This window comes from Kitasatospora sp. Xyl93, assembly GCF_055383135.1.
In genome coordinates, this window is record NZ_AP029185.1 from 8,380,091 (window position 1) to 8,400,444 (window position 20,354).

The window sequence follows — 20,354 nt, forward strand, 5'->3', positions numbered from 1 at the left end:
GCCCGGCGGGGCACGCGGCCGGGGTCCGCGGGCGCCGCGGCTGCGTCGGCCGGGTCGAGGCCGAACGGCTCGTGGGGACGGGTGCACGCGAACGGCTGGTATTACTGGGGCATGCAGGAAGAGACCGCACGCTCCGCGATCGACACGTTCATCTCCGCGTTCAACGCCTCGGACGACAGCTATGTGACCGCCCTGCTCTCCCAGGCCCTGACCTCGGACGTGGTCTTCTGGGGGCCGTTGGGCCGCAGCGAAGGAATCGCGGCGGTCGAGCGGTTCGTGCTGGACATCCGGCACCACCCGGCGGGGCCCGGCACGATGGTGCGCTGCTCGGCGGTGGACATGCCCGACGAATGGGCCCGCTACCAGTGGGTCTTTACCACGCCCGACGGCGGCCCCCGCCTGGCGGGCACGGACGTCGTCCATCTGCGGCGGAGCCTCATCGACCAGTTCATCGTCTTCGCGGGGGAGATCGGGCCGTCCGCCTCCTGAGCCGTCCGCCTCCTGAGCCGTCCGCCTCTTGAGCCGTCCGCCTCCTGAGCCGTCCGCCTCCTGAGCCGTCCCTCTGCCGCCGTCCTTCTCCTGGACCTGCCCCATCGGCGTTCGGGGGCGGCGGTGGGCGGGGGCGCGTGAGAAGTCGGCGGGGCCGACTTCCTGCGCGCGGTGGTGGGGGCGGCCCGAGCTCGAAGTCCGTCGAGGGCCTGTCGCGAACGTGCCGGTCGCAGCCGCTCGTTGAGGGCTGCGACCGGGGCGGTCGCCACCTGGGGCGCGGCAGGGTCCTCGCGCCTCGGGGCGGCATCGCCGCAGCCTTGACCTCAAGCGCACTTGAGGTCCTAGCCTGGCGATCATGACGACCACAAGCACCCCGAACGGCACCGCCACGCTCGGCCGGCGCCCCATCGCCCTGGCCGCCTGGAGTGCCACCGAGGCGATCCTGCGGCACTCGCAGGCCGCCCTGGCGCGCATCGACGTCACCCAGCCCCAGTGGTGGGCGCTGAACAACGTCGTCCGCGCCGAGCACGGCCTCACCAGGGAGGAGCTCCGCGCCGTGGCCGTGCCCTACGGCATGGGTGCCGAGGTGATAGTCCACGCCGCCGACGCGCTGGTCCACCGGGGCTGGCTCGGCCTCGGCGCGGACGGCCTGCTGACCCTCACGGAACAGGGCCGCGAGGGCCTGGCAACGGCGAAGGAACACATGGACCGGGTGCGTGCGGAACTCCTCGGGGACATCACGGAGGAGGAGTACGCGACCGCGGTCTCCGTGCTCCAGCGCGTCACCGACAACCTCGCCCCGGGGCGGCCCTGAAGCCCGGCCACCTCGTCTCACGGCCGCCCGCGCGTCCGGGCCCGGGGCGTCCGGCTACGCCGGGGCGCCGGCCCCGGCGCTGGGGGCGAACCCCGTCCCCTGCTCGGCGAACACCCTGATCGCGGCGCCCAGGAACTCCACCATCCTGGGGTGGTAGGAATCGTGGAACGCCCTCATGGCCTCGTCCTCGGCGTAGAAGAGCGACATGCCGACGTAAGCCTCCCTGGAGGGGGTGTAGAACCGGCTGACGATGTCGAAGTGCCTGCGGACGAGCTCCTGGACCTGCTCGTCCCCGGGCAGGGAGCCGCCGTCCAGCAAAGGCGTGATCTCCCGGTACAGGACGTCCCAGTCCTGGTGGACCCGCTCCCTGTCCACATGTGCCCAGTTGTCGGTCCCGGCGAGGCTCTTCGCCTGCTCCTGGGCCAACGCTCGGCGGCACTCGTCCTCGTAACTGTTCTCCACGGCACCGGTTCCCATCGTTCGTCACCTCTGAGGGGGATCCCCGAGAGGCTGCCGACATGTCGACATCGGCCGGCCGTCGATGATCAACTGCCGGTCCAGGCCGAACGGTGGCACACGGCCACCGGGTCGGCAAACCATTTCCCGGACCCTCCGGTGCCCGTTCCGGTCAGCCGGCGGCGGAAGGACGCCGCTCGAACGGCGAGCCGTCGGAGCGGGCGCCGTCCCGCCGCTCGACCGCGCGCCACCCATACTGGCCACCATGCAGTTCACCTCCGGCGGCACCCACGGCCCGCGATTCGACGAGGCCGGGTACGACCTGGGCCTTGGCAACAACGTCTACGGCTTCCTCCCGTCAGCGGCCAGTGCCCTGGATGTCGCACAGGCCTTCCACGCGGCGGGTTGGCGGGTGCGCATGTCCAGCTGGACCGACTTCGAGGTCGAGCACACCTACGCCGAGCTGGAGCTGTTCCCCGAGAGGCCCGTGAGATTCGGGGGTGTCGTGGTCCCCGAACGGATCGACGACCTCCTGTCCGCGTTCGCCGCTCTCGGACTGTCCTTCACCGTCGAGTTGTATGACCAGGACGACAACGAAACGATCTACCGGTCGTGAGTCCCCACGCGCTCTGACAGGCAGCGAGGCGACCGTGCTGCTCGCAGTCCTCGACGAGGGGCTGGGACCGGCGCTTTCCCGACGCTCAGCCCAGCAGCTGGGTGAGCCGTTCGAGGTCGTCGCGTACGGACTCCTGCTCCTCCGCGGTGAGGCGGACTGCGGTGGCCGCGGCGAGCGCGGACGTCGCGGCTTCCTCGTCGCCGAGCCGAGTGGCAACGTCGGCGCGCAGTACGAGAAGGCGAAGCAGCTGCACGGATGTGGGCCTCTCGTCCCGTAGGCGCAGTGCCCGGTCGATGATCTTCGCGGCGCCCGTCAGGTCCTCCTTGGAGTCGGCGAGGAGGGAAGCGTGGTGCACGGCCCGGGCGAAGGTCTCCTTGGGGGCGGGGCGGTGGTGCTGGTCGTCGCTCACCTGCTGCCCGAAGCGGATGCAGTTGCCGCCCGGATCGGTCATGAGGAACTGCCGCACACCGTGGGAGGTGTCCTTCAGCGGCCCGATCCGCGGCAGCCCGCGGCTCGGCACTCGCCCGTACGCCGCCTTCAGCCGGGTCCGGAAGGTCTCGTGCAGCCCGTCGATGTCATCGGTCCGGACGATGCAGGTACTGAACGACTCGGCCGGATCGTAGTGCTTCATCCCGAAGAAGTGGAGCTGTATGCCGCCGCGCTGGACGGCTGCGTACGGGTTGGGGCTCTTCTGCTGGAAGGTCACCTCGAACCCGAGGGCCGTATAGAAGTCGAGAACGGGCTGGATGGTCCGACACGGCAGGATCGGAATCGTCGTCTCGCTCATGCTGATCACTCTAGTCAAAGCCGGTCAGGGGTCAGGGGGCTGAGGGCGCGTCAGCGGCGTGCTTACGGGCCCTCGGCGGCGTGCGCCGGCACCGGCATCCCCCGGCCTGCTGGTGGGTGGCGTGGGAAGTCGGCGGGGCCGACTTCCTGTGCGGCGGGGTCAGGTGTGGGTGGTTTCCCGGGCGCGGGTGCGGCAGTGGGTGAGGGCGTTCTTGAGGCGGGGGTCGGGGTTGGTGGCGGTGAGGAGTTCGCCGGCGGTGGTGAGGGTGGTCCAGTAGGTGGCGGGGTCGCCGGTGCGGGGGAGGGGGTGGGCGGCGGCAAGGGAGAGGTAGGCGGCGGTGAGGTTGCCGGTGGTGAACCAGCGGCTGAGGCCGTGCTGGTGGCCGGGGCGGATGCCGCCCATGGCGTCGACGGCGGTGAGGAACAGGTTGACGACGGCGAACTCGGTCTCGGTGAGGGGGGCGGGGATGTCGAAGACGCCGAGGGCTTCGAGGAGTTCGCCGGTGTCGTGTTCGGAGCCGGGGCGGGGGTTGGCGAGGAGGGCGTCGTAGCACTCGTCGAGGCGGCGGGTGGTCTCGGCGAGGGGGATGGCCAGGGCGAGGCAGACGGCTCGGGCGCAGGGGAGGGGCTGGTGGCCGAGGCGGGCGATGAGGGCGTAGGTGGTGGCGGGGGTGGCGCCGCGCGAGAGGGTGTGGCGGGCGAGGGTGGTGAGGTGCATGGGGGTCCGGGCTTTCAGGCGGTGGTGACGAGGGTGGGGGAGACGAGGGCCCAGACAAGTTTGCCGGTGCCGCCGGGGCCGGCGGCGCAGCCCCAGCGGTGGGCGAGTTCGTTGACGAGGAGGAGGCCTCGGCCGTGCTCGGCGTCGGGAGAGGGGGAGTTGACGGTGGGGCGGCCGGTGCCGGCGTCGTGGACTTCGAGGCGCAGCAGGTGGTCGGGGGTGAGGGTGAAGCGGACCTCGATGTGCTGGTCGGTGGGCGCGTCGCAGTGCTGGACGGCGTTGGCGAAGAGTTCGCCGAGGAGGAGTTCGGCGGTGTCGCGGTAGCGGTCGCCGGAGGGGAGACCGGAGAGGTAAGCACGGAGGAGGTAGCGGGCCAGGGGCGTGGACTCGGTGCGGGAGTCGAGGCGCGCGACGAACGTGCGGGGGCGGCGGCGGGTTGTGAGCATGGGGGGAGCACCTCGGGGGGCGTGTTGCTGGCGGAGGGGCCGGACCGTACCGGTGGAGGTCCGGCCCTGGGGCGTTGCCGTGGGGTCGGGGTTTGATCAGCCGACCGGGACGGGGACGCCCTGGATGAGGAGGGGGATGCCGTCGCCGTGTTCCCAGGCGTCCCAGGCGTCTTCGACGCGGCGGCACTGGTCGTCGGCCATGACGTCGGGGAACTGGTGACGGGGGACCCAGCGGAGGGCGCGGAGTTCTTCCGGGGGCTGGTGGTGGCGGACGGCCTCAATCTGTCGGGGTGTGAGCAGCCCGCCCGCGTAGACGAGGTTGAGGCCCTCCGGGAACTCGGCGGCGGGCACGTAGTCGATGGTGAGGATGGTGCGCAGGGGCAGGACGAGGCCGGTCTCGGCTTCGAGGTGCCGGCGGGCCGCGAGGTGGGGCAGTTCGTCCTGCTCGGCGCTGCCGCCGGGGAGGGTGAGGCCGCTCCGGTAGGCGGGATCGACGAGGAGGACGGAGAGTTCGCCCGATCCGCCGGGGTCCTCGCGCAGGGCGAGGATCTGCTGCCCCGACCGGCGGGCCGGGGGCTTGCTCATGATGCGGGTCCTGCTCAACTCTGCTCCAGACAAGGGGAATTGATGGCGGGTGGCAACGGCCGCCCGCCGGTAGAGCCACGGGCCTCTGGTTCTCGCGCGTGAGGCATGGAGCTCCCGAGGGTTGCTCTGTGCGTCCGGCAAATCACCAGGTGTAGCCATACTGGCGCCTCGCCAGCTACGATCACCAGGCTTCAACCTTCACGGTTCTGCCGAGTGACAAGGTGAGGAGACTTATGGAGCTCGATGAAGGTGATCAGTCACTGTCTCCTGCTGTGCGTTTCGGGAATGAACTCCGCAGGCAGCGACGTGCAAGAGGCTGGTCGCAGGCTGCCCTTGGCAAGCGCATGGGCTACAGCCATGGTTTGATCTCTTACCTCGAAGGGGCTAAGAAGCCTGTAACCCGTAAATTTGCGGTTGCGGCCGACCGGGTGTTCGATACGGGCGAGTTGTTCGTCGAGCTGTGGCGCCGGATCTCAAACGCCAGCCTGCTGGAAGGATTCGAGGAGTACGTTGAGGCTGAGGCGCGTTGCCGGAAGATCCGAACGTTTGAATTAAACGTAATTCCAGGCCTGTTCCAGACCGAGGCGTATGCAGCGGCCCTGGCGAGTGCGGCAGTGCTTCGCGGCAGCATCACCAAGTCCCAAGCCGCGGAGCGAGTTGCCTTCCTGATGGGACGCCAGCAGCTACTTCATCGTGTTCCGCCGCCGACGGTGCACGCCGTCATGGATGAGAGCTGCCTGCTTCGTCCAGTCGGGGGACGTGACGTCATGCTTCAGCAGCTGCAACACCTTGAGAGCCTGGCCGAGCTTCCGGCCCTTACACTGCAAGTCGCCCCGTTTGCCCTCGGAGAACATGTCCCGTTCACGATGCCGATCGTCCTACTGACCCTGCGAGACCGTTCGATTGTCGGCTACGCCGAGTCTCTGGCCCGTGGCATCGTGGAGCGAGGGCACAAGGCGGTCGAAGCCTGGGACAGTGACTACGATCAGCTCCAAGTGGAGTCGCTGTCCAAAGTGGCTACGCTCAACGTGATCCGCGCTGCTCGGAAGGACCTTGAATGATCAGCCCCACTCTCGACCTGACCGACGCCAGGTGGCAAAAGTCCGGTTTCAGTAACAACGGGGGCAACTGCGTCGAGGTGGCACCCGGGTTCCCAGGTGTGATGCCTGTTCGTGATTCCAAAGACCCCAACGGACCGGCCCTGGTCTTTGCCGCCGAGGCCTGGGAGTCGTTCGTCGTCGCTGTTCGTAATGGCGAGTTCGGAGAGGTCTGAGCCCGAGCCCGGAAGAGGCGTCCTCCGCTTGGGGGCGATGCCGGGGGCATTGCGACACGTGGTCGGTTGACCGGAGTCGGCTGTGAAGAGGCAGTCAGGCGCTCGGCTGGGATCTCCCAGCCGAGCGTTTTTGCGCGAGCGGGGGAGGGCACGGATGGGCTGTGAGCGCTATGGGAGTTGACCCGGCCGACGTCAGGTGGCGAAAGAGCAGTTACAGCGGCAACGGTGGACAGTGTGTTGAGGTGGCCCCCGGCTTCCCTGGCCTGATGCCCGTCCGCGACTCCAAGAACCCCCACGGCCCGGCCCTGGTCTTCCCGGCCGAGGCGTGGACATCGTTCGTTGCCGCGGTCCGCAGCGGCGAGTTCGGCGACATCTGAGCCCGAGCCCGAAAGAGGCGGCCCGCTTGGAGGCGGCTCCAGGAGGCAATGCGACACATGGTCGGTTGACGAGAGCCAGCGGTGAAGAGGCAGTCAGGCGCTCGGCTGGGATCTCCCAGCCGAGCGTTTTTGCGCGAGCGGGGGAGGGCACGGATGGGCTGTGAGCGCTATGTAGCTTGACCTGGCCAACGCCAAGTGGCGCAAGAGCACGTACAGCAACGGCGGGGGCGGCTGCATCGAGGTTGCAGACGGCTACCCGGGTGTCATGCCAGTCCGAGACTCCAAGGACCCGACGGGGCCTGCCCTCGTCTTCTCGATCGAAGAGTGGGTGTCGTTCATCACCGCTGTCCGCAGCGGCGAGTTCAGCGAAGCTTGAGAGGCATGGTGTGGATCTGTCCAGGACCCGGTGGTTCAAGTCTTCCTACAGCCAGCAAGGCGGCGACTGCCTTGAGGTTGCGTGTGGTTCTCGTGACTTGATGCCAGTCCGTGACTCCAAGGATCCCCACGGCCCGGCTCTGGCCTTTTCGGCCGAGGCCTGGGCGTCGTTCGTCGCCGCTGTCCGCAGTGGCGAGTTCGGCGACATCTGAGCCTCCGCCCCAGCCCCAGCCCCCGCCGCAGGCCCGGACCGGTGCCGGTCCGGGCCTGCGGCGTGCCGACCCGCCCGGGGCGGAAAGCCGGTACCGTCCGCCCGCCGGATGGCGCAGCATGATCCCTGTGTCTGATACCTCAGTCCTCACCCGCACCGAGGCCGTCGAGCGCCACAGCCTGCTCGACGTCCGTACCGTCCACCTCGACCTCGACCTGACCCGGGGCCCGGAGGTGTTCGGCTCCACCACCCTGATCCGCTTCGCCTGCACCGCCCCCGGCTCCGCCACCTACGTCGACGTGATACCGGCCGCCCTCCACCGCGCCGTCCTCAACGGCCGCGAACTGGACGTCGCCACGCTCCGCGACGGTCGCCTCCCGCTGACCGACCTGGCCGCGGACAACGAACTCACCGTCGAAGCCGACATGGCCTACTCGCACACCGGCGAGGGCATGCACCGCTACACCGACCCCGCCGACGGCGAGGACTACGTCTACACCCAGTCCTTCCTCGGCGACGGCCCCCGGGTCTTCGCCTCCTTCGACCAGCCCGACCTCAAGGCGCGCTACACGCTCTCCGTCACCGCCCCCCACCAGTGGACCGTGATCGGCAACAGCCTGGGCCACCAGCCCTCGCCGGGCCGCTGGAACTTCGCCCCCACCCCGCCGATCAGCAGCTACCTGGTCTCCGTGGTCGCCGGCCCCCTCCACTCGGTGCGCGCCGAACACGACGGCATCCCGCTCGGCCTGCACTGCCGCCGCTCGCTCGCCGCCCACCTGGACACCGACGCCGCCGAACTCCTGGAGATCACCCGCCAGGGCTTCGACCACTACCACCGCGTCTTCCGCCACCGCTACCCCTTCGACAGCTACGACCAGTGCTTCGTCCCGGAGTTCAACGCCGGCGCGATGGAGAACCCGGGCTGCGTCACCCTGCGCGACGAATACGTCTTCCGCTCCGCCGTCCCCGACACCCAGCGCGAGGAACGCGCCATGGTGGTGATCCACGAGATGGCGCACATGTGGTTCGGCGACCTCGTCACCATGAAGTGGTGGGACGACCTGTGGCTCAACGAGTCCTTCGCCGAGTACATGGCCTACAGCGTCACCGCCGCCTCCACCCGCTTCACCAGCGCCTGGACCGGCTTCGCCGCCGACCGCAAGACCTGGGGCTACGACGCCGACCAGCGCCCCTCCACCCACCCCGTGGCACCCGGCACCGTCGAGGACACCGCCCAGGCCCTGCAGAACTTCGACGGCATCTCCTACGCCAAGGGCGCCGCCGCCCTGCGCCAGCTCGTCGCCTGGCTCGGCGAGGACGCCTTCCTCGCCGGAGTCAACGACTACTTCGACGAGCACGCCTTCGGCAACGCCACCCTCGACGACCTGCTCCGCGCCCTGGCCGCCGCCAGCGGCCGCGACGTCCACGGCTGGGCCGAGCGCTGGCTGCGCACCACCGGCGTGGACACCCTGCGGCTGACCGGCGGCCGCATCGACCACACCTCGCCCGACGGCACCCCGCGCCCGCACCAGCTGACCGTGGCCCGCTACCGCCGCACCGCCGACGGCGCCCTGGAACTCGCCGACCGCGTGCCGCTCGACCTGGCGGCCGACGGCACCGCCGCGCCGCTCGACCCCGCCGCCGGGGCCACCGACGGCACCGCCGCCGACCTGACCCTGCTGAACGACACCGACCTCAGCTACGTCAAGATCCGCCTCGATCCCGCCTCCTGGCAGACCGTGCGTTCCTCCCTCGGCGCCGTACCCGAGGAACTCGCCCGGGCCGTGCTCTGGAGCGCCGCCCGGGACCAGGTGCGCGACGGGGAGCTGGCGCCCGCCGAGTACCTCCAACTGGTCGCCGACCACCTGCCCGGCGAGACCTCCGTCCACCTGGTCGACGCGGTGCTCGCCTTCGCCCACGAGTTCGTCGCGGACAGCGCCGTGCCGCCCGCCGAACGCCCGGCCGCACTGGCCGCACTGGCCCGGGTCTGCCGCACCCTGCTGGCCCGCACCGAGGGCGAAGCGGACCGCACCGGCCTGCGCCTGGTGGCCGTGCGCGGCGTCATCGCCACCGCCGACCAGGCCCAGGCCGCCGAACTGCGCGACTGGCTCGCCGCCGGCACCGTCCCCGGCGGCCCGGCCCTCGACCCGGACCTGCGCTGGCAACTGCTGCTGCGGCTGTGCGTGCTCGGCGCGGCCGGCGAACCGGAGATCGCCGCCGAACTCGCCGCCGACCCCAGCAGCACCAGCGAGGAGGGCGCCGCCCGCTGCCGCGCCGCCCTGCCCGACCCGGCGGCCAAGGAAGCCGCCTGGCAGGCGCTGTTCCACGGCGAGCTCTCCAACTACCTGGCCGCCGCCACCGCCAGGGGACTGTGGCGGCCCGAGCAGGCCGAGCTGCTGGACGGACTGACCACCCGCTACTTCGAGGAACTGGGCCCGGCCGCCGCCCGCCGCGGCCCCGCCCTGGCCCGGGTGCTCACCACGGCGGCCTTCCCCGCCTTCGCCGCCACCGAGCACACCGTCCGGGCGGCCGAGGCCTGCCTCGCCGACCCGGACCTCACCGTGGCGACCCGCCGCGGACTGGTCGACCAACTGGACACGCTGCGCCGCGCGGTGCGGGCCCGGGCGCTGTCCGGGCAGTAGGGCCCCACGGACGACGGGCGGTGGCGCGGGCAGAGTTGCCCGCGCCGCCGCCCGCCGCTCCCGCCGCCCGCCGCTCCCGCCGTGCCGGCCTCCCGCCGCGCCTCCGGCCGCGCGCAGGGCGGTTTTCGGCCGGGTCCGGCGCCCGGGGCAGTGGGTTTCGGCCTCCGTTCGTGTCCGCCCCGCACACGCTTCCTCCACATCCGATGCTGGGCCCGGAGTCGACGACACCCGGAGGTGGACGGATGAGGACCAGGCCCAGGACCAGGATCGCCGTACGCGCGGCGGCCGCCGCACTGGCGCTCGCCGCGGCGAGCGGCCAGGCCGCGACCCAGGCGCACGCGCAGACCCGGGAGGAGGTGCCCCAGCCCGGTCTGATCTCCACCACCGACCTGCCGCCGGACTCGCTCACCTGGCAGGTCTCGTCCAGCGGAGACGGCTGGGGCGTCGACGGCTCCTGCGGCGGCTGGGACCACAGCGCCGTCTCCGACGACCGCCTCTTCTACGCGGACTTCTTCACCTCCGAGACCGCCTCCGCGTACGAGAAGGTCCTGGTGCTGCCGACCGAGGCCGAGGCCGTCGCCGTCGCCGACTCGCTGCGCGGGTTCTACGCCGGCTGCGCGGCCCGCACCGCGCAGCAGCTGCCGAACGACGTGGTGACGGCCCAGGACCACGGCACGGTCGACGTCGAGGAGGGCGCGACCGTCGGCGGCGTCCACGTCAAGCGGATCAACACCTGGGAGGACCACCGCGACGACCTCTACGGGGTGGGCCGGGACGGTAACACCGTCGTCGTGGTCGAGTGGGAGAGCAACTCTACCCAGCCCGACGTGACCGCCTTCAAGGGAACCGTCCGGGCCGCCGTCGACAAGCTCTTCTGACCCCGGCCCAGGCGCGGCAGCGCGGACCGGCCGGACACCGGCGCCCGGGCGAAGCGGCCCGGTGGCGGCCGGTGACGGCCTGGTGGCGGCCTGCGGGAAACGGGTTGGCGGGCCGCGATGATCACTGCTACCTTTCCGGAGGCCGTGCGAGAGAACGAGGAGGTGGTACCCGTGAACGCTGTATCGACATGGGTGCTCCCCTCCGGGGTCACGGTCGGACGATAGCCAGGTCGTCCGGGAGCGCCGTCTTGTGAGCACTCCCGAAAGGCACGACCATGCACTTCACCTCCGAACAGCGCCTCGACGGCGACGTCCTCGAGCGCGAGTTCACCCTCGGCGAGATCCCCGGCATCCTGTGGACGCCCGAGTCGGCGTCCGCCTCCGCGCCGGCGCCGCTGATCCTGATCGGCCTGCCCCCGCTCGGGCTGCGCCCGATGTACCCCCGGGTGGCCGGGCGGGCCCGGTACTACGCGGCGCGGTACGGCTTCGCCGCGGCCACCGTCGAGCTGCCCGGCAGCGGCGACCGGCCCCGCCGGCCCGCCCTCGAACAGGCCCGCGCCGACCTGCGCCGGGTGATGGAGGCCGGCGAGCCGGTCACCGACGAGATCGTCGACGCCCTCGTCCTCCCGCTGGTCGACGAGGCCGTCCCGGAAGCGCGGGCCCTCCTCGACGCAGCCCTCGCGCTGCCCGAGGTCGGCGGCCCGGCGGGGTACGAGGGGGGAATCATCTCCATCGGCGTCCGGATGGCGGCCGTCGAGCCGCGGATCGCGGCCGCCTGCCTCTTCGCCGGGAGCTTCGTGCCCCGCGCCGTCGTCGAGGAGGCGCGCCGGGTCACCGTCCCGCTGCACGTCCTGCTGCAGTGGGACGACGAGGCGAACGACCGGCAGGCGGCCCTCGACCTGTTCGACGCCTTCGGCTCCCGGGAGAAGACGCTGCACGCCAACATGGGCGGGCACACCGGCGTCCCGCAGTTCGAACTCGACGCCGGGGCCCGGTTCTTCGCCCGCCACCTGAGGTAGGCCGGGCGGCCGCACGCCCCGCCCGTCCGACCGGTGGTACCGGTCCCGGGCGGGGCGTGCGGCCATTGGCCCCGCGTCGTCAGGCCCGGGCGCACGACCGGAGACCGGGGGAGGCCGGCCCAGGAGACGACCGGGACGGGTCGTCGGACGGGAGGCGGCTACGCGGCGCCGGCGGCGGCGCAGGCCAGGGCCACCTCGGCCCACGTCCAGGCCTGGTCCCGCAGGTCCGCGGTTTCATCGGACCGTTCCTGGCGCCGCGCCGCGTCGAGCGCCCGGCCCGCCGCCTGCACGGCGAGGGGGGAGGGGGCCGAGGCGACGGCCGCGCACGCCCGCGCCACCACCGCCCACAGGCGGGCCCGCTCCCGTGCCACATCGCGGCCCGTGCCCGTCGTCAGCCCGTCCACCTTCACCGCCCACTCGTGGGCACGGCGTGCCGCCTGCGCCGCTTCCGCGGAAAAGTCCATGCCGGCCTCCCTGATCCCGTCGCTCCGGCGCCCCGCCGGGGGCGCCGGTCCGCACCTTACCCACCCAACGCCCCGGCGGGTGGGGTGAGTTGTGATCCGTCGATCACCGGCCGGCGGGCGGGGCGGCGATCCCCGGTGCCCGCGGTGCGTGCGGCGGGGCGCTACGAGCCGGCGGTGGCGGCCTCCAGGGTGGTGGCCATCACCGGGCTGGTGAAGGTGTTCGTCGCGTCCCCGGTGGACTGGTGGTAGGAGCCCCACTTGAGGTAGTTGCGGTCGCCGTCCCAGGTGGTGCCCGTGAAGGTGCCCGAGCCGGTGGTGAAGGTCTGCTTCACCCCGTCGAACCAGAAGTCGATGGTGCCGTCGGTGCGCCCCAGGTGGATCTTCAGCGCGTACGAGTGCCAGGTGTTGTTCGTGGTCCGCGCCGTCCACAGCGTGTGCGACACGTGGTCGGTGTCCCACTCCTGGAGGCGCACGCGCCCGTTGAGGACGTCGATCTCGATCGGGTGGTTGGCCGTGCCGGTGCTGGGCGAGCACTTCAGCTGGAAGACGTACCGGCTGTTGGTGTCCTTGACGTCCACCTTGGACGACCAGCCCAGGTAGAAGGTGTCGCCCTCCTTCAGGTCCGGGCTGAGCGTCTCGCAGCGCTCCTCGCCGGCGGCCTGGAAGGCCCGCCACACGCTGCCCTTGGCGGAGTCCTGGACGACGCCGAAGTTTCCGGCCGCGCACTGGACGGCCTTGAAGGAGGACGGGCCGGTGCTGGTGCTCGGGGTCCACAGGACCGTACCGGCGGCGCTGCTGGGCGCCACCCAGGCACAGGTGATCGCGAACGTGCCGAGGGCGACGGCCGCGGCGGCGGCCTTGCGGCGGCGGGTCAGAAGGGACATGCCTCTCCCGGGGGACGAGTGGCCGATACGAGCGAGCAGTGATTCGACCACCGCCAGGCCCGTACGGCCAGACGACGCGGCCGGCGGAAGGTCCCTTTCGGACACTTCCGCCGGCCGTCCCCCGCACTGAACCCGGGCCCGCCGCCATCCGTTACGGGGCGGGCCGCTTCCCGTCGGAGGCGTCCTCGTCGTACGAGGAGGTGCCCTCGTCCAGCAGCGGCTCCTGCGTCTTGAGGTGCGCCGGGGCCAGCGCCCGCAGCGCGTGGTAGCCGGTGATGACGACCAGGGTGCCCAGGGCGATGCCGCTGAGGCTGAAGGTGTCGGTGAACTTCATGGTCACGTTGCCGATGCCGATGATGATGCCCGCCGCGGCCGGCACCAGGTTCAGCGGATTGCGCAGGTCCACCCCGGACTTGGTCCAGATCTGCGCGCCGAGCAGGCCGATCATGCCGTACAGGATGACGGTGATGCCGCCGAGCACCCCGCCGGGGATCGCGGCCACGATCGCGCCGAACTTCGGGCACAGGCCGAACAGCAGCGCGAAGCCGGCGGCGCACCAGTAGGCGGCCGTGGAGTAGACCCGGGTGGCGGCCATGACGCCGATGTTCTCCGAGTACGTGGTGTTCGGCGGGCCGCCGACCGCGGTGGAGAGCATGGAGCCGATGCCGTCGGCGGAGATCGCGGTGCCCAGCTTGCCGTCCAGGTTCGAGCCGGTCATCTCGCCGACCGCCTTGACGTGCCCGGCGTTCTCCGCGACCAGCGCGATCACCACGGGCAGCGCGACCAGGATCGCCGACCACTGGAAGGACGGGCCGTGGAAGGTCGGCAGGCCGATCCAGTCCGCCTTGCCGACGCCCGACAGGTCCAGGCGCCAGTGGTCGGTCAGCTGCCCGGCGCCGTCCACCGAGTGGATCTTCCCGAAGACCCGGTCGAACAGCCAGGAGATCCCGTAGCCGAAGAGCAGCCCCAGGAAGATCGCCACCCGCGACCAGAAGCCGCGCAGGCACACCACGGCCAGGCCGGTGAACAGCATCACCAGCAGCGCCGTCCACTGGTCCTGCGGCCAGTACACCGAGGCGGTCACCGGGGCGAGGTTGAAGCCGATCAGCATGACCACCGCGCCGGTGACGATCGGCGGCATCGCGGCGTGGATGATCCGCGCCCCGAACCGCTGGACCGCCACGCCCACCAGGAACAGCACCACGCCCACCACGAACACCGCGCCGGTCACCGTCGCGCTGGTGCCGCCCTGCGCCCGGATCACCGCGGCCACGCCCACGAAGGACAGCGAGCAGCCCAGGTAGCTGGGCACCCGGCCCTTGGTGGCCAGCAGGAAGATCACGGTCGCCACGCCGGACATCATGATCGCGAGGTTGGGGTCGAGCCCCATCAGCACGGGCGCCACGAAGCTCGCCCCGAACATCGCCACCACGTGCTGGGCGCCGAGCCCTACCGTGCGGGGCCAGGAGAGCCGTTCGTCGGGGCGGACGACCGCCCCCGGCGCGGGCGTGCGCCCGTCACCGTGCAGCTTCCAGCGCACGCCGAGATCCATGGTGAGGTTTCGCTTTCTCTGTACTTCCGGGGACCGTCCGCACCATTCTCCCGGCCGCCGGGGCGTCCCGGCGATCACACGCACCCGCGTGAGCTGCGGAGACGTGGGGAGGGGCCTGACGGGCCCGGTGCTGTCGGGGATCTTACGGCCACCGTCCGCGCGGCCCGGATCCGGCCGGGGCCGGACGCCCGGGACGTGGTCATCGAGAAGGTCGTCATCGAGACCCGCCGACCGGCGAGGACGCCCGGCCGGCGAGGGCGTCCAGCGGCCCACGCCCCGGACGCTCACCCCGGACGCCCACCACGGCTGGCTCAGCCCTCGCGCCGGCTCCACTCACGGGCCCCCGGCGGATAGTCGTAGCCCGGCCGCGCGGCGCCCGCGCTGGTGCGGAACGGCGTGCCGGCGCCCGCGTCGACGCGCACCGTTCCCCGGCGCCCGCCGCTGGACCAGTCCAGGGTGAGGTCCCAGCGCACGTCGTGCGCCCGGGTGCGCACGGTGACGTAGAGGACTTCGGGGTCGGACTCGCTGACCTTGCGCGGGAAGTCCCGCTGCCCGCGCCGGGCGGCGACCGTCGGGCTGCCGCTGTCCAGGTCGACGTCGAAGGAGGCGCTCTCCACGTCGCTGCCGCAGCCCGACCCCATCGCGTAGTCGTTCCAGGCGAGCGGCGCGCCCTTGGTGACGACCCGTACGTGCAGCGCCTCCAGGACGACGGTGTCCTTCCCGGTGCCCTGGACGGTCAGCGCGACCCGCTGCTCGTCGGAGGCGACCGCGCCGTTGGCCGCCGCCCAGCGCGGCGCGTCCTGCTCGCCGGCGGGCGGACCGACCTGCTGGGGCGGCTTGTTGACCAGGAAGTGCTGGTAGCACGGGTTGTCGTAGACGTAGGGGCGGGTCGTGACCCGCAGTGGATCGGCGGTGGTGGCGGCGGTGGGGGCGGCCGGGGAGCCGGTGGAGGCCGTGGCGGAGGTGCCCGTCGCGGTGGAGCCGGTGGGGGCGGGGGCGGAGGGCGCGGGGCTCCCCTCGTCCGGGGGAGCGGGGGAGAGGCCCGCCGGGGAGGGCCAGGCGGTGCCCGGCTGCTCGGCGGCCGTGCTCGCGCCGCCGCTCCCGCTCCCGCTCCCGTCCCTGTTCCCGTCCCCGCCGACGGGCGCGAGGCTGAGCGCCACCGCGCCCAGCACGGCCGCCGCCGCGACCGCGGCCACCAGCACGCCGCGCCGGCCCCGGCGCGGCGCGGGCCGCTCGGGCACCACGCCGACGGTGACCGGGCCGTCCGGGCCGTTCTCCGGGCCGTCCCCGGGTCCGTCCTGCACCAACGGCGTCACATCCGGTACGGGCTCCGGCTCCGGCTCCGTCGTCGCCGCCGCGCCCGCCGCCGCCCCTGCCTCCGGCCGGGCCCGGCGCGCCGCGTCCGCCAGGATCCAGCGCCGGTGCAGCTCCGTCAGCTCCTGCGGCGTCGCCCGGCACAGCCGCGCCAGGCGGTCCAGCGGCGCGAACCCGGTGGGCACCACGGCGCCGATGCAGTACCGGTGCAGCGTCGAGGTGCTCATGTGCAGGCGCTTGGCCAGCGCCCCGTAGCTGAGCCCCGAACGCTCCTTCAGCTCCCCCAGCAGTGCCGCGAGATCGTCCGCCGCCGAGCTCCCCGTCGTCCGCGGCTGTTCCATCGCGCATCCCCCACGTCTCATCCCCGCGTTCCAGGGCCCCCGCATTCCCCCTGCTCAGGGCCCGTTCCAGTGTCCCACCGTCCCGAACCGGCCGTTGACCGTGGCGGCTGGGACGGATCACCGGGCAAGCTCCGGCCATCCAAGCACCACACCGGCCCGAGCACCGAAGGGGACACGGCCACATGCCCGGCATCCGCACCTCCCGCACCTCCCGCACCCGCCTCCTGACCGCCGTCGCGGGCGTGGCGGTCGCCGCGCTCTCGCTGAGCGCCTGCAACGACGACGCGGCGGACACGGGCGGCAAGGGGACGTCGGCGGCCTCCCCGGCGCCCGCCGCCCCCGCCGCGAGCGCCCCCGCCCCGGCCGCCTCCCCCGCACCGGCCCAGACCGGCGCCCCCGCCCCCGCCAAGCCCTCCGCGAAGGCCCCCACCGCCGCCCCGAAGCCCCCGGCGGCCGCCGACGGCAAGGCCGTCACCTGCGAGGGTTCCGTCACCAGGACCGTCGCGGCGATGCTGCCGCGCCCGATCAACCACCTGCTGCTGACCGTCACCAACACCGGTAGCGCCCCTTGCCACCTCTACGGCTACCCGGCCGTACGCTTCGGCGAGGCCCAGTCGGTGCCGCCGGTCATCGAGGACTCCAAGCCGCAGGCCGTCGTCACGCTGAAGCCGGGCGAGTCCGGCTACGCCTCGGTGAGCCTGTCCGCCGCCGACGGCAGCGGCGGCCGGGGCCGCACCGAGACTTCACTGGCCGTCTACTTCCAGGGCCCCTCCGGCGGCGAGAGTGTCGGCGCGGGAAGCAACCCTTCGCTGCCGCCGAAGGGTCTTCACATCGACGACTCGCTCAAGGTCACCTACTGGCAGCACGACCTGGACGTCGCCGTCACCTGGTAGTCCCCGGCCGCGGCGGCCGGGACGGCACCCCCACGGTGCCGGTCCGCCCCCGCCGGGGAGGGCGACGCTCCGCGATCGTCAGATCGCCTGCTGTCATATGCTTGTCATATACATCTTTACCTCTGAGGGGGGTGCGTGGAGTTCCGACTGCTGGGCTCGGTGGCCGTGGTGGCCGCGGACGGCCGGGAGCTTCCGGCCGGATCGGCCAAACGACGCAGCCTGCTGGCCATGCTGCTGCTCCACCCCGGAGCACCCGTCACCGTCGAACGGCTCACCGAGACCCTCTGGGACGAGGAGCCGCCCCGGCACTCGCGCACCGTCATCCACAACCACGTCTCCGGGCTGCGCTCCCTGCTCACCGCCCACGACGCCCCCGCCGCCGGCATCGAGCTCGTCACCGACAACGGCGCCTACCGGCTGCGGGTGCCCGACCAGGCGGTGGACACCGTACGGTTCGAGCGCCTGGTGGCCCGCGCCCGCGCCCTGGACGACGCCGGCGAGGCCGCCACCGCCCTGCGCGAGGCCCTCGCCCTGTGGCGGGGCCCGGCCCTCGCCGGCACCACGGCCGGCCTGCCGCTGCGGTGCGCCGCCCAGGCCCTGGAGGAACTGCGGCTGACCGCCGCCGAGGAACTGGCCCGCGCCCACGGCCGGCTCGGCGACCACGGCACGGCCGCGAACCTGCTGCACACCGAGGCCACCGCCAACCCGCTGCGGGAACCGCTGGTCGCCGAACTCGTGCACGCCCTCGGCCGCGCGGGACGCCGCTCGGAAGCCCTGGACTGGTACCACCGCACCCGCTGCGCCCTGGCCGAGGAACTCGGCATCGACCCCGGGCCGGAACTCACCGACGCCTACGACCGCCTGCTGCGTGCCGACGTGCCGCAGCGCGCCGACGTGCCGCCGGGCCGCTCCCACCGGGTGCCGCCCGCCCGGCTGCCCGGCGGCCAGCAGCCGCCGCAGCGCCCGGGGGCCGACCGGGTCCCGCCCGCGCGGGTCGCCACCGTCGGCGGCCTGGCCTCCGTCCCCGACCAGCGGCCCGCACCCGCCGCCGTGCCGGTCGCCGCGCTGCCGTCCGCCGCCGGACCGGGACCCGCCGCCGTACCCGAACCCGCGCCGCCCGCCGCCGCACCGGCACCCGCCGACGAGCCGCAGCCCGCGCCCGCGCCCGCGCCGGCCCTCGCCCCCGCGCCGACCGTCCTCGTCCGCCCCCCGGTGGTGCCCGCCGCCGACGCCGGCCCGCAGCACACCCCCTGGCCCTTCCCCCGCCGCCCGCGCGGCTTCGCCGGCCGGGAGGACGAACTGGCCGCACTGGACCGGGCCACCGCCACCCCCGGCGCCGTCGCCGTGCTCACCGGCGGCGCCGGCGTCGGCAAGACCACCCTCGCCCTGTACTGGGCCCACCGCCGCCGGCAGGACTTCCCCGACGGCCGGCTCTTCGTCGACCTGTGCGGCCACAGCCCGCTGCCCGAACGCGACACCGCCGCCGTCCTGCGCGAACTGCTGCTCGCCCTGGGCCTGCCCGCCGAGCGGATGCCCGCCACCCCCGAGGCGATGGCCGCCCGCTACCGGGAACTGACCGCCACCCGGCGGATGCTGATCGTCCTGGACAACGCCCGCCGCTCCGACCAGGTCCGCCCGCTGCTGCCCGACGGCGACGACTGCGTCACCCTGGTCACCAGCCGCGACCGGCTCGGCGGCCTGGTCGCCTCCGACGCCGCCCGCCCCGTACCGCTCGCCGAACTCTCCTCCCCGCAGGCCGTCACCCTGCTCGCCGCCACCCTCGGCCCCGACCTGGTCGCCGCCGAACCCGAGGCCGCCGCCCGCCTCGCCGGCCTGTGCGACGGCCTGCCGCTGGCCCTGCGGCTGGCCGCCGCCCGCCTCGCCACCGGCCCGGCCCGCGCGCTGGCCGCCCTCGCCGACGAACTCGCCGACGAGCAGAACCGCCTGGGCCTGCTCGACGTCGAGGACACCAGCGTCGCCGCGGCCCTCGCCCTGACCGTCCAGCACCTGAGCGAACCCGCGAGCCGGATGCTGCGCCGCCTCGGCGCCCACACCGGCGCCACCCTCGACAGCCGCACCGCCGCCGCGCTGGCCGGCTGCCGCCCCGAGGAGGCCGCCGCCGCACTGGCCCAACTGGCCACCGCCCACCTGATCGTCCAGATCGGCCGGGACGCCTACACCCTGCACGACCTGGTCCGCCTCTACGCCCGCAGCCTGCCCGGCGACACCGACACCGAGGTGCTGCCCCGACTGCTCGACCACCTGCTCAACACCCTCCTCAGCGCCTGCGCCGCCGCCGAACCGGGCAGCGAACCCTGCTGCGCCCTGCCGCCCGGCACCCGCCGCCCCGCCGAGGTCCGGCCCTTCCCCGACCGGGCGAGCGCGCTCGCCTGGTACGCCGCCGAACGCGACACCCTGCGCGGCGCGGTCGAGGCGGCGGTCGCCGCCGGACTGCACGACCGCGCCTGGCGCCTGGTGCTGCTCCAGTGGCCGCTGATCGTCTGGCAGGTCAGGGACGGCTGGGCGCCGCTGCTCGAACACGGCCTGGCCGCCGCCGAGGCCGACCGCGACCCCGGCGCCCAGTCCCGCGCCCGGGCCCTGCTGGGCTGGGTGCTGCTGGAGGAGGGCCGCCCCGACCAGGCCCTCGTCCACCTGGAACGCGCCCCCGACCTCGCCGCCCGGGCCGGCGACGGCACCGCCCAGGCCGTCGCCCTGGTCAACCACGCCCTCGCCCTCGCCCGCCACGGCGACCGGGCCGGCCGGGCCCGGGTGAGCGGACTGCTGCTGAAGGCCCTGTCACTGGCCGAACGGGCCGGACGCGCCGACCTGGTGGCCCTCGCCCGCCAGCACCTGGCGGCCGAGTGCCTGGCCGCCGGCGCCGCCGAGGAGGCCGCCCACCACGCCGCCCGCGGCCTGGCCGTCGCCGAACCGCCCTTCCCGGTCACCCGCCGAGTGGTCCTGCAGACCCTCTACGGCCGCGCGCTGGCCGCCACCGGCCACCCCGAGGAGGCCGCCCGCCACCTCGGCGCCGCGCTGCGCACCGCCCGTGAACACCAGTACGAGGAAGGGGAGTCGGAGGCAGGTGCGGCGCTGCGCGCCCTGTCGGCCGGCAGCGCCGCGGCGGCCGCGGTCGCCGCCACCGCCGCGGCCGTCGCCACCTGACGGGCAGCCGGCCGGGCAGCCGGCCGCCCGGCCGGCGGCGGCACCGGCCGGCAGCACTG

At 73.3% G+C, this 20,354-nt stretch carries 22 protein-coding genes; 13 read left to right on the plus strand and 9 right to left on the minus strand.

The window, feature by feature from the left end; genetic code table 11:
* The first annotated feature begins 111 nt into the window (after positions 1-111).
* Both ACZ5GH_RS36320 and ACZ5GH_RS36325 read left to right on the plus strand, forming a co-directional pair.
* A complete protein-coding gene (locus ACZ5GH_RS36320) occupies positions 112-489 on the plus strand; it encodes a nuclear transport factor 2 family protein (protein ID WP_387754307.1) in 378 nt (125 codons plus the stop codon).
* A gap of 355 nt (positions 490-844) precedes the next feature.
* Entirely contained in the window at positions 845-1,303 is a 459-nt protein-coding gene (locus ACZ5GH_RS36325; RefSeq protein ID WP_387754310.1) for a MarR family winged helix-turn-helix transcriptional regulator, read from the plus strand.
* 54 nt (positions 1,304-1,357) lie between these two features.
* Here ACZ5GH_RS36325 and ACZ5GH_RS36330 read toward each other — a convergent pair whose 3' ends face one another.
* A complete protein-coding gene (locus ACZ5GH_RS36330; RefSeq protein WP_387754313.1) occupies positions 1,358-1,780 on the minus strand; it encodes a TipAS antibiotic-recognition domain-containing protein in 423 nt (140 codons plus the stop codon).
* A 244-nt stretch (positions 1,781-2,024) separates the two neighbouring features.
* Between ACZ5GH_RS36330 and ACZ5GH_RS36335 the strand changes: the two genes are divergently transcribed.
* Positions 2,025-2,375, plus strand: coding sequence for a hypothetical protein (locus tag ACZ5GH_RS36335; RefSeq protein ID WP_464336500.1), 351 nt, complete (start codon positions 2,025-2,027; stop codon positions 2,373-2,375).
* An 85-nt stretch (positions 2,376-2,460) separates the two neighbouring features.
* Here ACZ5GH_RS36335 and ACZ5GH_RS36340 read toward each other — a convergent pair whose 3' ends face one another.
* From ACZ5GH_RS36340 to ACZ5GH_RS36355, 4 genes are all read right to left on the minus strand, one after another.
* Complete coding sequence (locus tag ACZ5GH_RS36340; protein ID WP_464336501.1) at positions 2,461-3,162, minus strand: bleomycin resistance protein; 702 nt, start codon at positions 3,160-3,162, stop codon at positions 2,461-2,463.
* A 159-nt stretch (positions 3,163-3,321) separates the two neighbouring features.
* Positions 3,322-3,879: a hypothetical protein gene (locus ACZ5GH_RS36345; RefSeq protein ID WP_464336502.1), complete on the minus strand. Its 558-nt coding sequence runs from the start codon at positions 3,877-3,879 to the stop codon at positions 3,322-3,324.
* Between the two features lie 14 nt (positions 3,880-3,893).
* Positions 3,894-4,325 (minus strand): ATP-binding protein, encoded by a 432-nt coding sequence (locus tag ACZ5GH_RS36350; RefSeq protein WP_387754320.1) that lies wholly within the window; start codon positions 4,323-4,325, stop codon positions 3,894-3,896.
* Between the two features lie 96 nt (positions 4,326-4,421).
* The gene (locus ACZ5GH_RS36355; protein ID WP_387754323.1) at positions 4,422-4,910 is read right to left on the minus strand and encodes an NUDIX domain-containing protein; all 489 of its coding nucleotides are present in this window, start codon (positions 4,908-4,910) and stop codon (positions 4,422-4,424) included.
* Between the two features lie 233 nt (positions 4,911-5,143).
* Between ACZ5GH_RS36355 and ACZ5GH_RS36360 the strand changes: the two genes are divergently transcribed.
* The 8 genes from ACZ5GH_RS36360 (at position 5,144) to ACZ5GH_RS36395 (ending at position 11,685) form a co-directional block, all read left to right on the plus strand.
* Positions 5,144-5,971 (plus strand): helix-turn-helix domain-containing protein, encoded by an 828-nt coding sequence (locus ACZ5GH_RS36360; RefSeq protein ID WP_464336503.1) that lies wholly within the window; start codon positions 5,144-5,146, stop codon positions 5,969-5,971.
* On the plus strand, positions 5,968-6,183 hold the full coding sequence (locus tag ACZ5GH_RS36365) for a DUF397 domain-containing protein (protein WP_464336504.1): 216 nt from the start codon (positions 5,968-5,970) through the stop codon (positions 6,181-6,183). The genes ACZ5GH_RS36360 and ACZ5GH_RS36365 overlap by 4 nt, the downstream gene beginning before the upstream one ends.
* Positions 6,184-6,353: 170 nt before the next feature.
* On the plus strand, positions 6,354-6,560 hold the full coding sequence (locus ACZ5GH_RS36370) for a DUF397 domain-containing protein (protein WP_464336505.1): 207 nt from the start codon (positions 6,354-6,356) through the stop codon (positions 6,558-6,560).
* A gap of 235 nt (positions 6,561-6,795) precedes the next feature.
* A complete protein-coding gene (locus ACZ5GH_RS36375; protein WP_464336933.1) occupies positions 6,796-6,936 on the plus strand; it encodes a DUF397 domain-containing protein in 141 nt (46 codons plus the stop codon).
* Between the two features lie 10 nt (positions 6,937-6,946).
* Positions 6,947-7,147, plus strand: a complete 201-nt coding sequence (locus ACZ5GH_RS36380; RefSeq protein ID WP_464336506.1) for a DUF397 domain-containing protein — start codon at positions 6,947-6,949, stop codon at positions 7,145-7,147.
* Positions 7,148-7,265: 118 nt separating this feature from the next.
* Entirely contained in the window at positions 7,266-9,788 is a 2,523-nt protein-coding gene (pepN, locus tag ACZ5GH_RS36385) for an aminopeptidase N (RefSeq protein ID WP_464336507.1), read from the plus strand.
* Positions 9,789-10,030: 242 nt separating this feature from the next.
* Positions 10,031-10,666 (plus strand): hypothetical protein, encoded by a 636-nt coding sequence (locus ACZ5GH_RS36390; protein WP_464336508.1) that lies wholly within the window; start codon positions 10,031-10,033, stop codon positions 10,664-10,666.
* A gap of 275 nt (positions 10,667-10,941) precedes the next feature.
* Positions 10,942-11,685, plus strand: a complete 744-nt coding sequence (locus tag ACZ5GH_RS36395; protein ID WP_464336509.1) for a dienelactone hydrolase family protein — start codon at positions 10,942-10,944, stop codon at positions 11,683-11,685.
* A 158-nt stretch (positions 11,686-11,843) separates the two neighbouring features.
* Here the strand turns inward: ACZ5GH_RS36395 and ACZ5GH_RS36400 are convergent, their stop codons facing one another.
* The 4 genes from ACZ5GH_RS36400 to ACZ5GH_RS36415 all read right to left on the minus strand — a co-directional run bounded on the left by ACZ5GH_RS36400 (position 11,844) and on the right by ACZ5GH_RS36415 (position 16,240).
* Positions 11,844-12,149 carry an ABC transporter ATPase gene (locus tag ACZ5GH_RS36400; protein ID WP_464336510.1) on the minus strand — a complete coding sequence of 102 codons (306 nt, stop codon included), beginning with the start codon at positions 12,147-12,149 and terminating at the stop codon, positions 11,844-11,846.
* Positions 12,150-12,310: 161 nt separating this feature from the next.
* Entirely contained in the window at positions 12,311-13,033 is a 723-nt protein-coding gene (locus ACZ5GH_RS36405) for a hypothetical protein (RefSeq protein WP_387754351.1), read from the minus strand.
* A gap of 151 nt (positions 13,034-13,184) precedes the next feature.
* A complete protein-coding gene (locus ACZ5GH_RS36410) occupies positions 13,185-14,585 on the minus strand; it encodes a uracil-xanthine permease family protein (protein ID WP_387754356.1) in 1,401 nt (466 codons plus the stop codon).
* Between the two features lie 311 nt (positions 14,586-14,896).
* Entirely contained in the window at positions 14,897-16,240 is a 1,344-nt protein-coding gene (locus ACZ5GH_RS36415) for a helix-turn-helix domain-containing protein (RefSeq protein WP_387754359.1), read from the minus strand.
* A 182-nt stretch (positions 16,241-16,422) separates the two neighbouring features.
* Here ACZ5GH_RS36415 and ACZ5GH_RS36420 point away from each other — a divergent pair, with 182 nt between their 5' ends.
* Positions 16,423-17,133 carry a DUF4232 domain-containing protein gene (locus ACZ5GH_RS36420; RefSeq protein WP_464336511.1) on the plus strand — a complete coding sequence of 237 codons (711 nt, stop codon included), beginning with the start codon at positions 16,423-16,425 and terminating at the stop codon, positions 17,131-17,133.
* 135 nt (positions 17,134-17,268) lie between these two features.
* On the plus strand, positions 17,269-20,295 hold the full coding sequence (locus ACZ5GH_RS36425) for an AfsR/SARP family transcriptional regulator (RefSeq protein WP_464336512.1): 3,027 nt from the start codon (positions 17,269-17,271) through the stop codon (positions 20,293-20,295).
* Positions 20,296-20,354: the final 59 nt, after the last annotated feature.

Excerpts from the sequence above, each read along its gene's own strand:
- ACZ5GH_RS36320 (WP_387754307.1), top strand. The coding sequence starts at position 112 with ATGCAGGAAGAGACCGCACGCTCCGCGATCGACACGTTCATCTCCGCG.
- ACZ5GH_RS36325 (WP_387754310.1), top strand. The coding sequence starts at position 845 with ATGACGACCACAAGCACCCCGAACGGCACCGCCACGCTCGGCCGGCGC.
- ACZ5GH_RS36330 (WP_387754313.1), bottom strand. The coding sequence starts at position 1,780 with ATGGGAACCGGTGCCGTGGAGAACAGTTACGAGGACGAGTGCCGCCGA.
- ACZ5GH_RS36335 (WP_464336500.1), top strand. The coding sequence starts at position 2,025 with ATGCAGTTCACCTCCGGCGGCACCCACGGCCCGCGATTCGACGAGGCC.
- ACZ5GH_RS36340 (WP_464336501.1), bottom strand. The coding sequence starts at position 3,162 with ATGAGCGAGACGACGATTCCGATCCTGCCGTGTCGGACCATCCAGCCC.
- ACZ5GH_RS36345 (WP_464336502.1), bottom strand. The coding sequence starts at position 3,879 with ATGCACCTCACCACCCTCGCCCGCCACACCCTCTCGCGCGGCGCCACC.
- ACZ5GH_RS36350 (WP_387754320.1), bottom strand. The coding sequence starts at position 4,325 with ATGCTCACAACCCGCCGCCGCCCCCGCACGTTCGTCGCGCGCCTCGAC.
- ACZ5GH_RS36355 (WP_387754323.1), bottom strand. The coding sequence starts at position 4,910 with ATGAGCAAGCCCCCGGCCCGCCGGTCGGGGCAGCAGATCCTCGCCCTG.
- ACZ5GH_RS36360 (WP_464336503.1), top strand. The coding sequence starts at position 5,144 with ATGGAGCTCGATGAAGGTGATCAGTCACTGTCTCCTGCTGTGCGTTTC.
- ACZ5GH_RS36365 (WP_464336504.1), top strand. The coding sequence starts at position 5,968 with ATGATCAGCCCCACTCTCGACCTGACCGACGCCAGGTGGCAAAAGTCC.
- ACZ5GH_RS36370 (WP_464336505.1), top strand. The coding sequence starts at position 6,354 with ATGGGAGTTGACCCGGCCGACGTCAGGTGGCGAAAGAGCAGTTACAGC.
- pepN (WP_464336507.1), top strand. The coding sequence starts at position 7,266 with ATGATCCCTGTGTCTGATACCTCAGTCCTCACCCGCACCGAGGCCGTC.
- ACZ5GH_RS36390 (WP_464336508.1), top strand. The coding sequence starts at position 10,031 with ATGAGGACCAGGCCCAGGACCAGGATCGCCGTACGCGCGGCGGCCGCC.
- ACZ5GH_RS36395 (WP_464336509.1), top strand. The coding sequence starts at position 10,942 with ATGCACTTCACCTCCGAACAGCGCCTCGACGGCGACGTCCTCGAGCGC.
- ACZ5GH_RS36400 (WP_464336510.1), bottom strand. The coding sequence starts at position 12,149 with ATGGACTTTTCCGCGGAAGCGGCGCAGGCGGCACGCCGTGCCCACGAG.
- ACZ5GH_RS36405 (WP_387754351.1), bottom strand. The coding sequence starts at position 13,033 with ATGTCCCTTCTGACCCGCCGCCGCAAGGCCGCCGCCGCGGCCGTCGCC.
- ACZ5GH_RS36410 (WP_387754356.1), bottom strand. The coding sequence starts at position 14,585 with ATGGATCTCGGCGTGCGCTGGAAGCTGCACGGTGACGGGCGCACGCCC.
- ACZ5GH_RS36415 (WP_387754359.1), bottom strand. The coding sequence starts at position 16,240 with ATGGAACAGCCGCGGACGACGGGGAGCTCGGCGGCGGACGATCTCGCG.
- ACZ5GH_RS36420 (WP_464336511.1), top strand. The coding sequence starts at position 16,423 with ATGCCCGGCATCCGCACCTCCCGCACCTCCCGCACCCGCCTCCTGACC.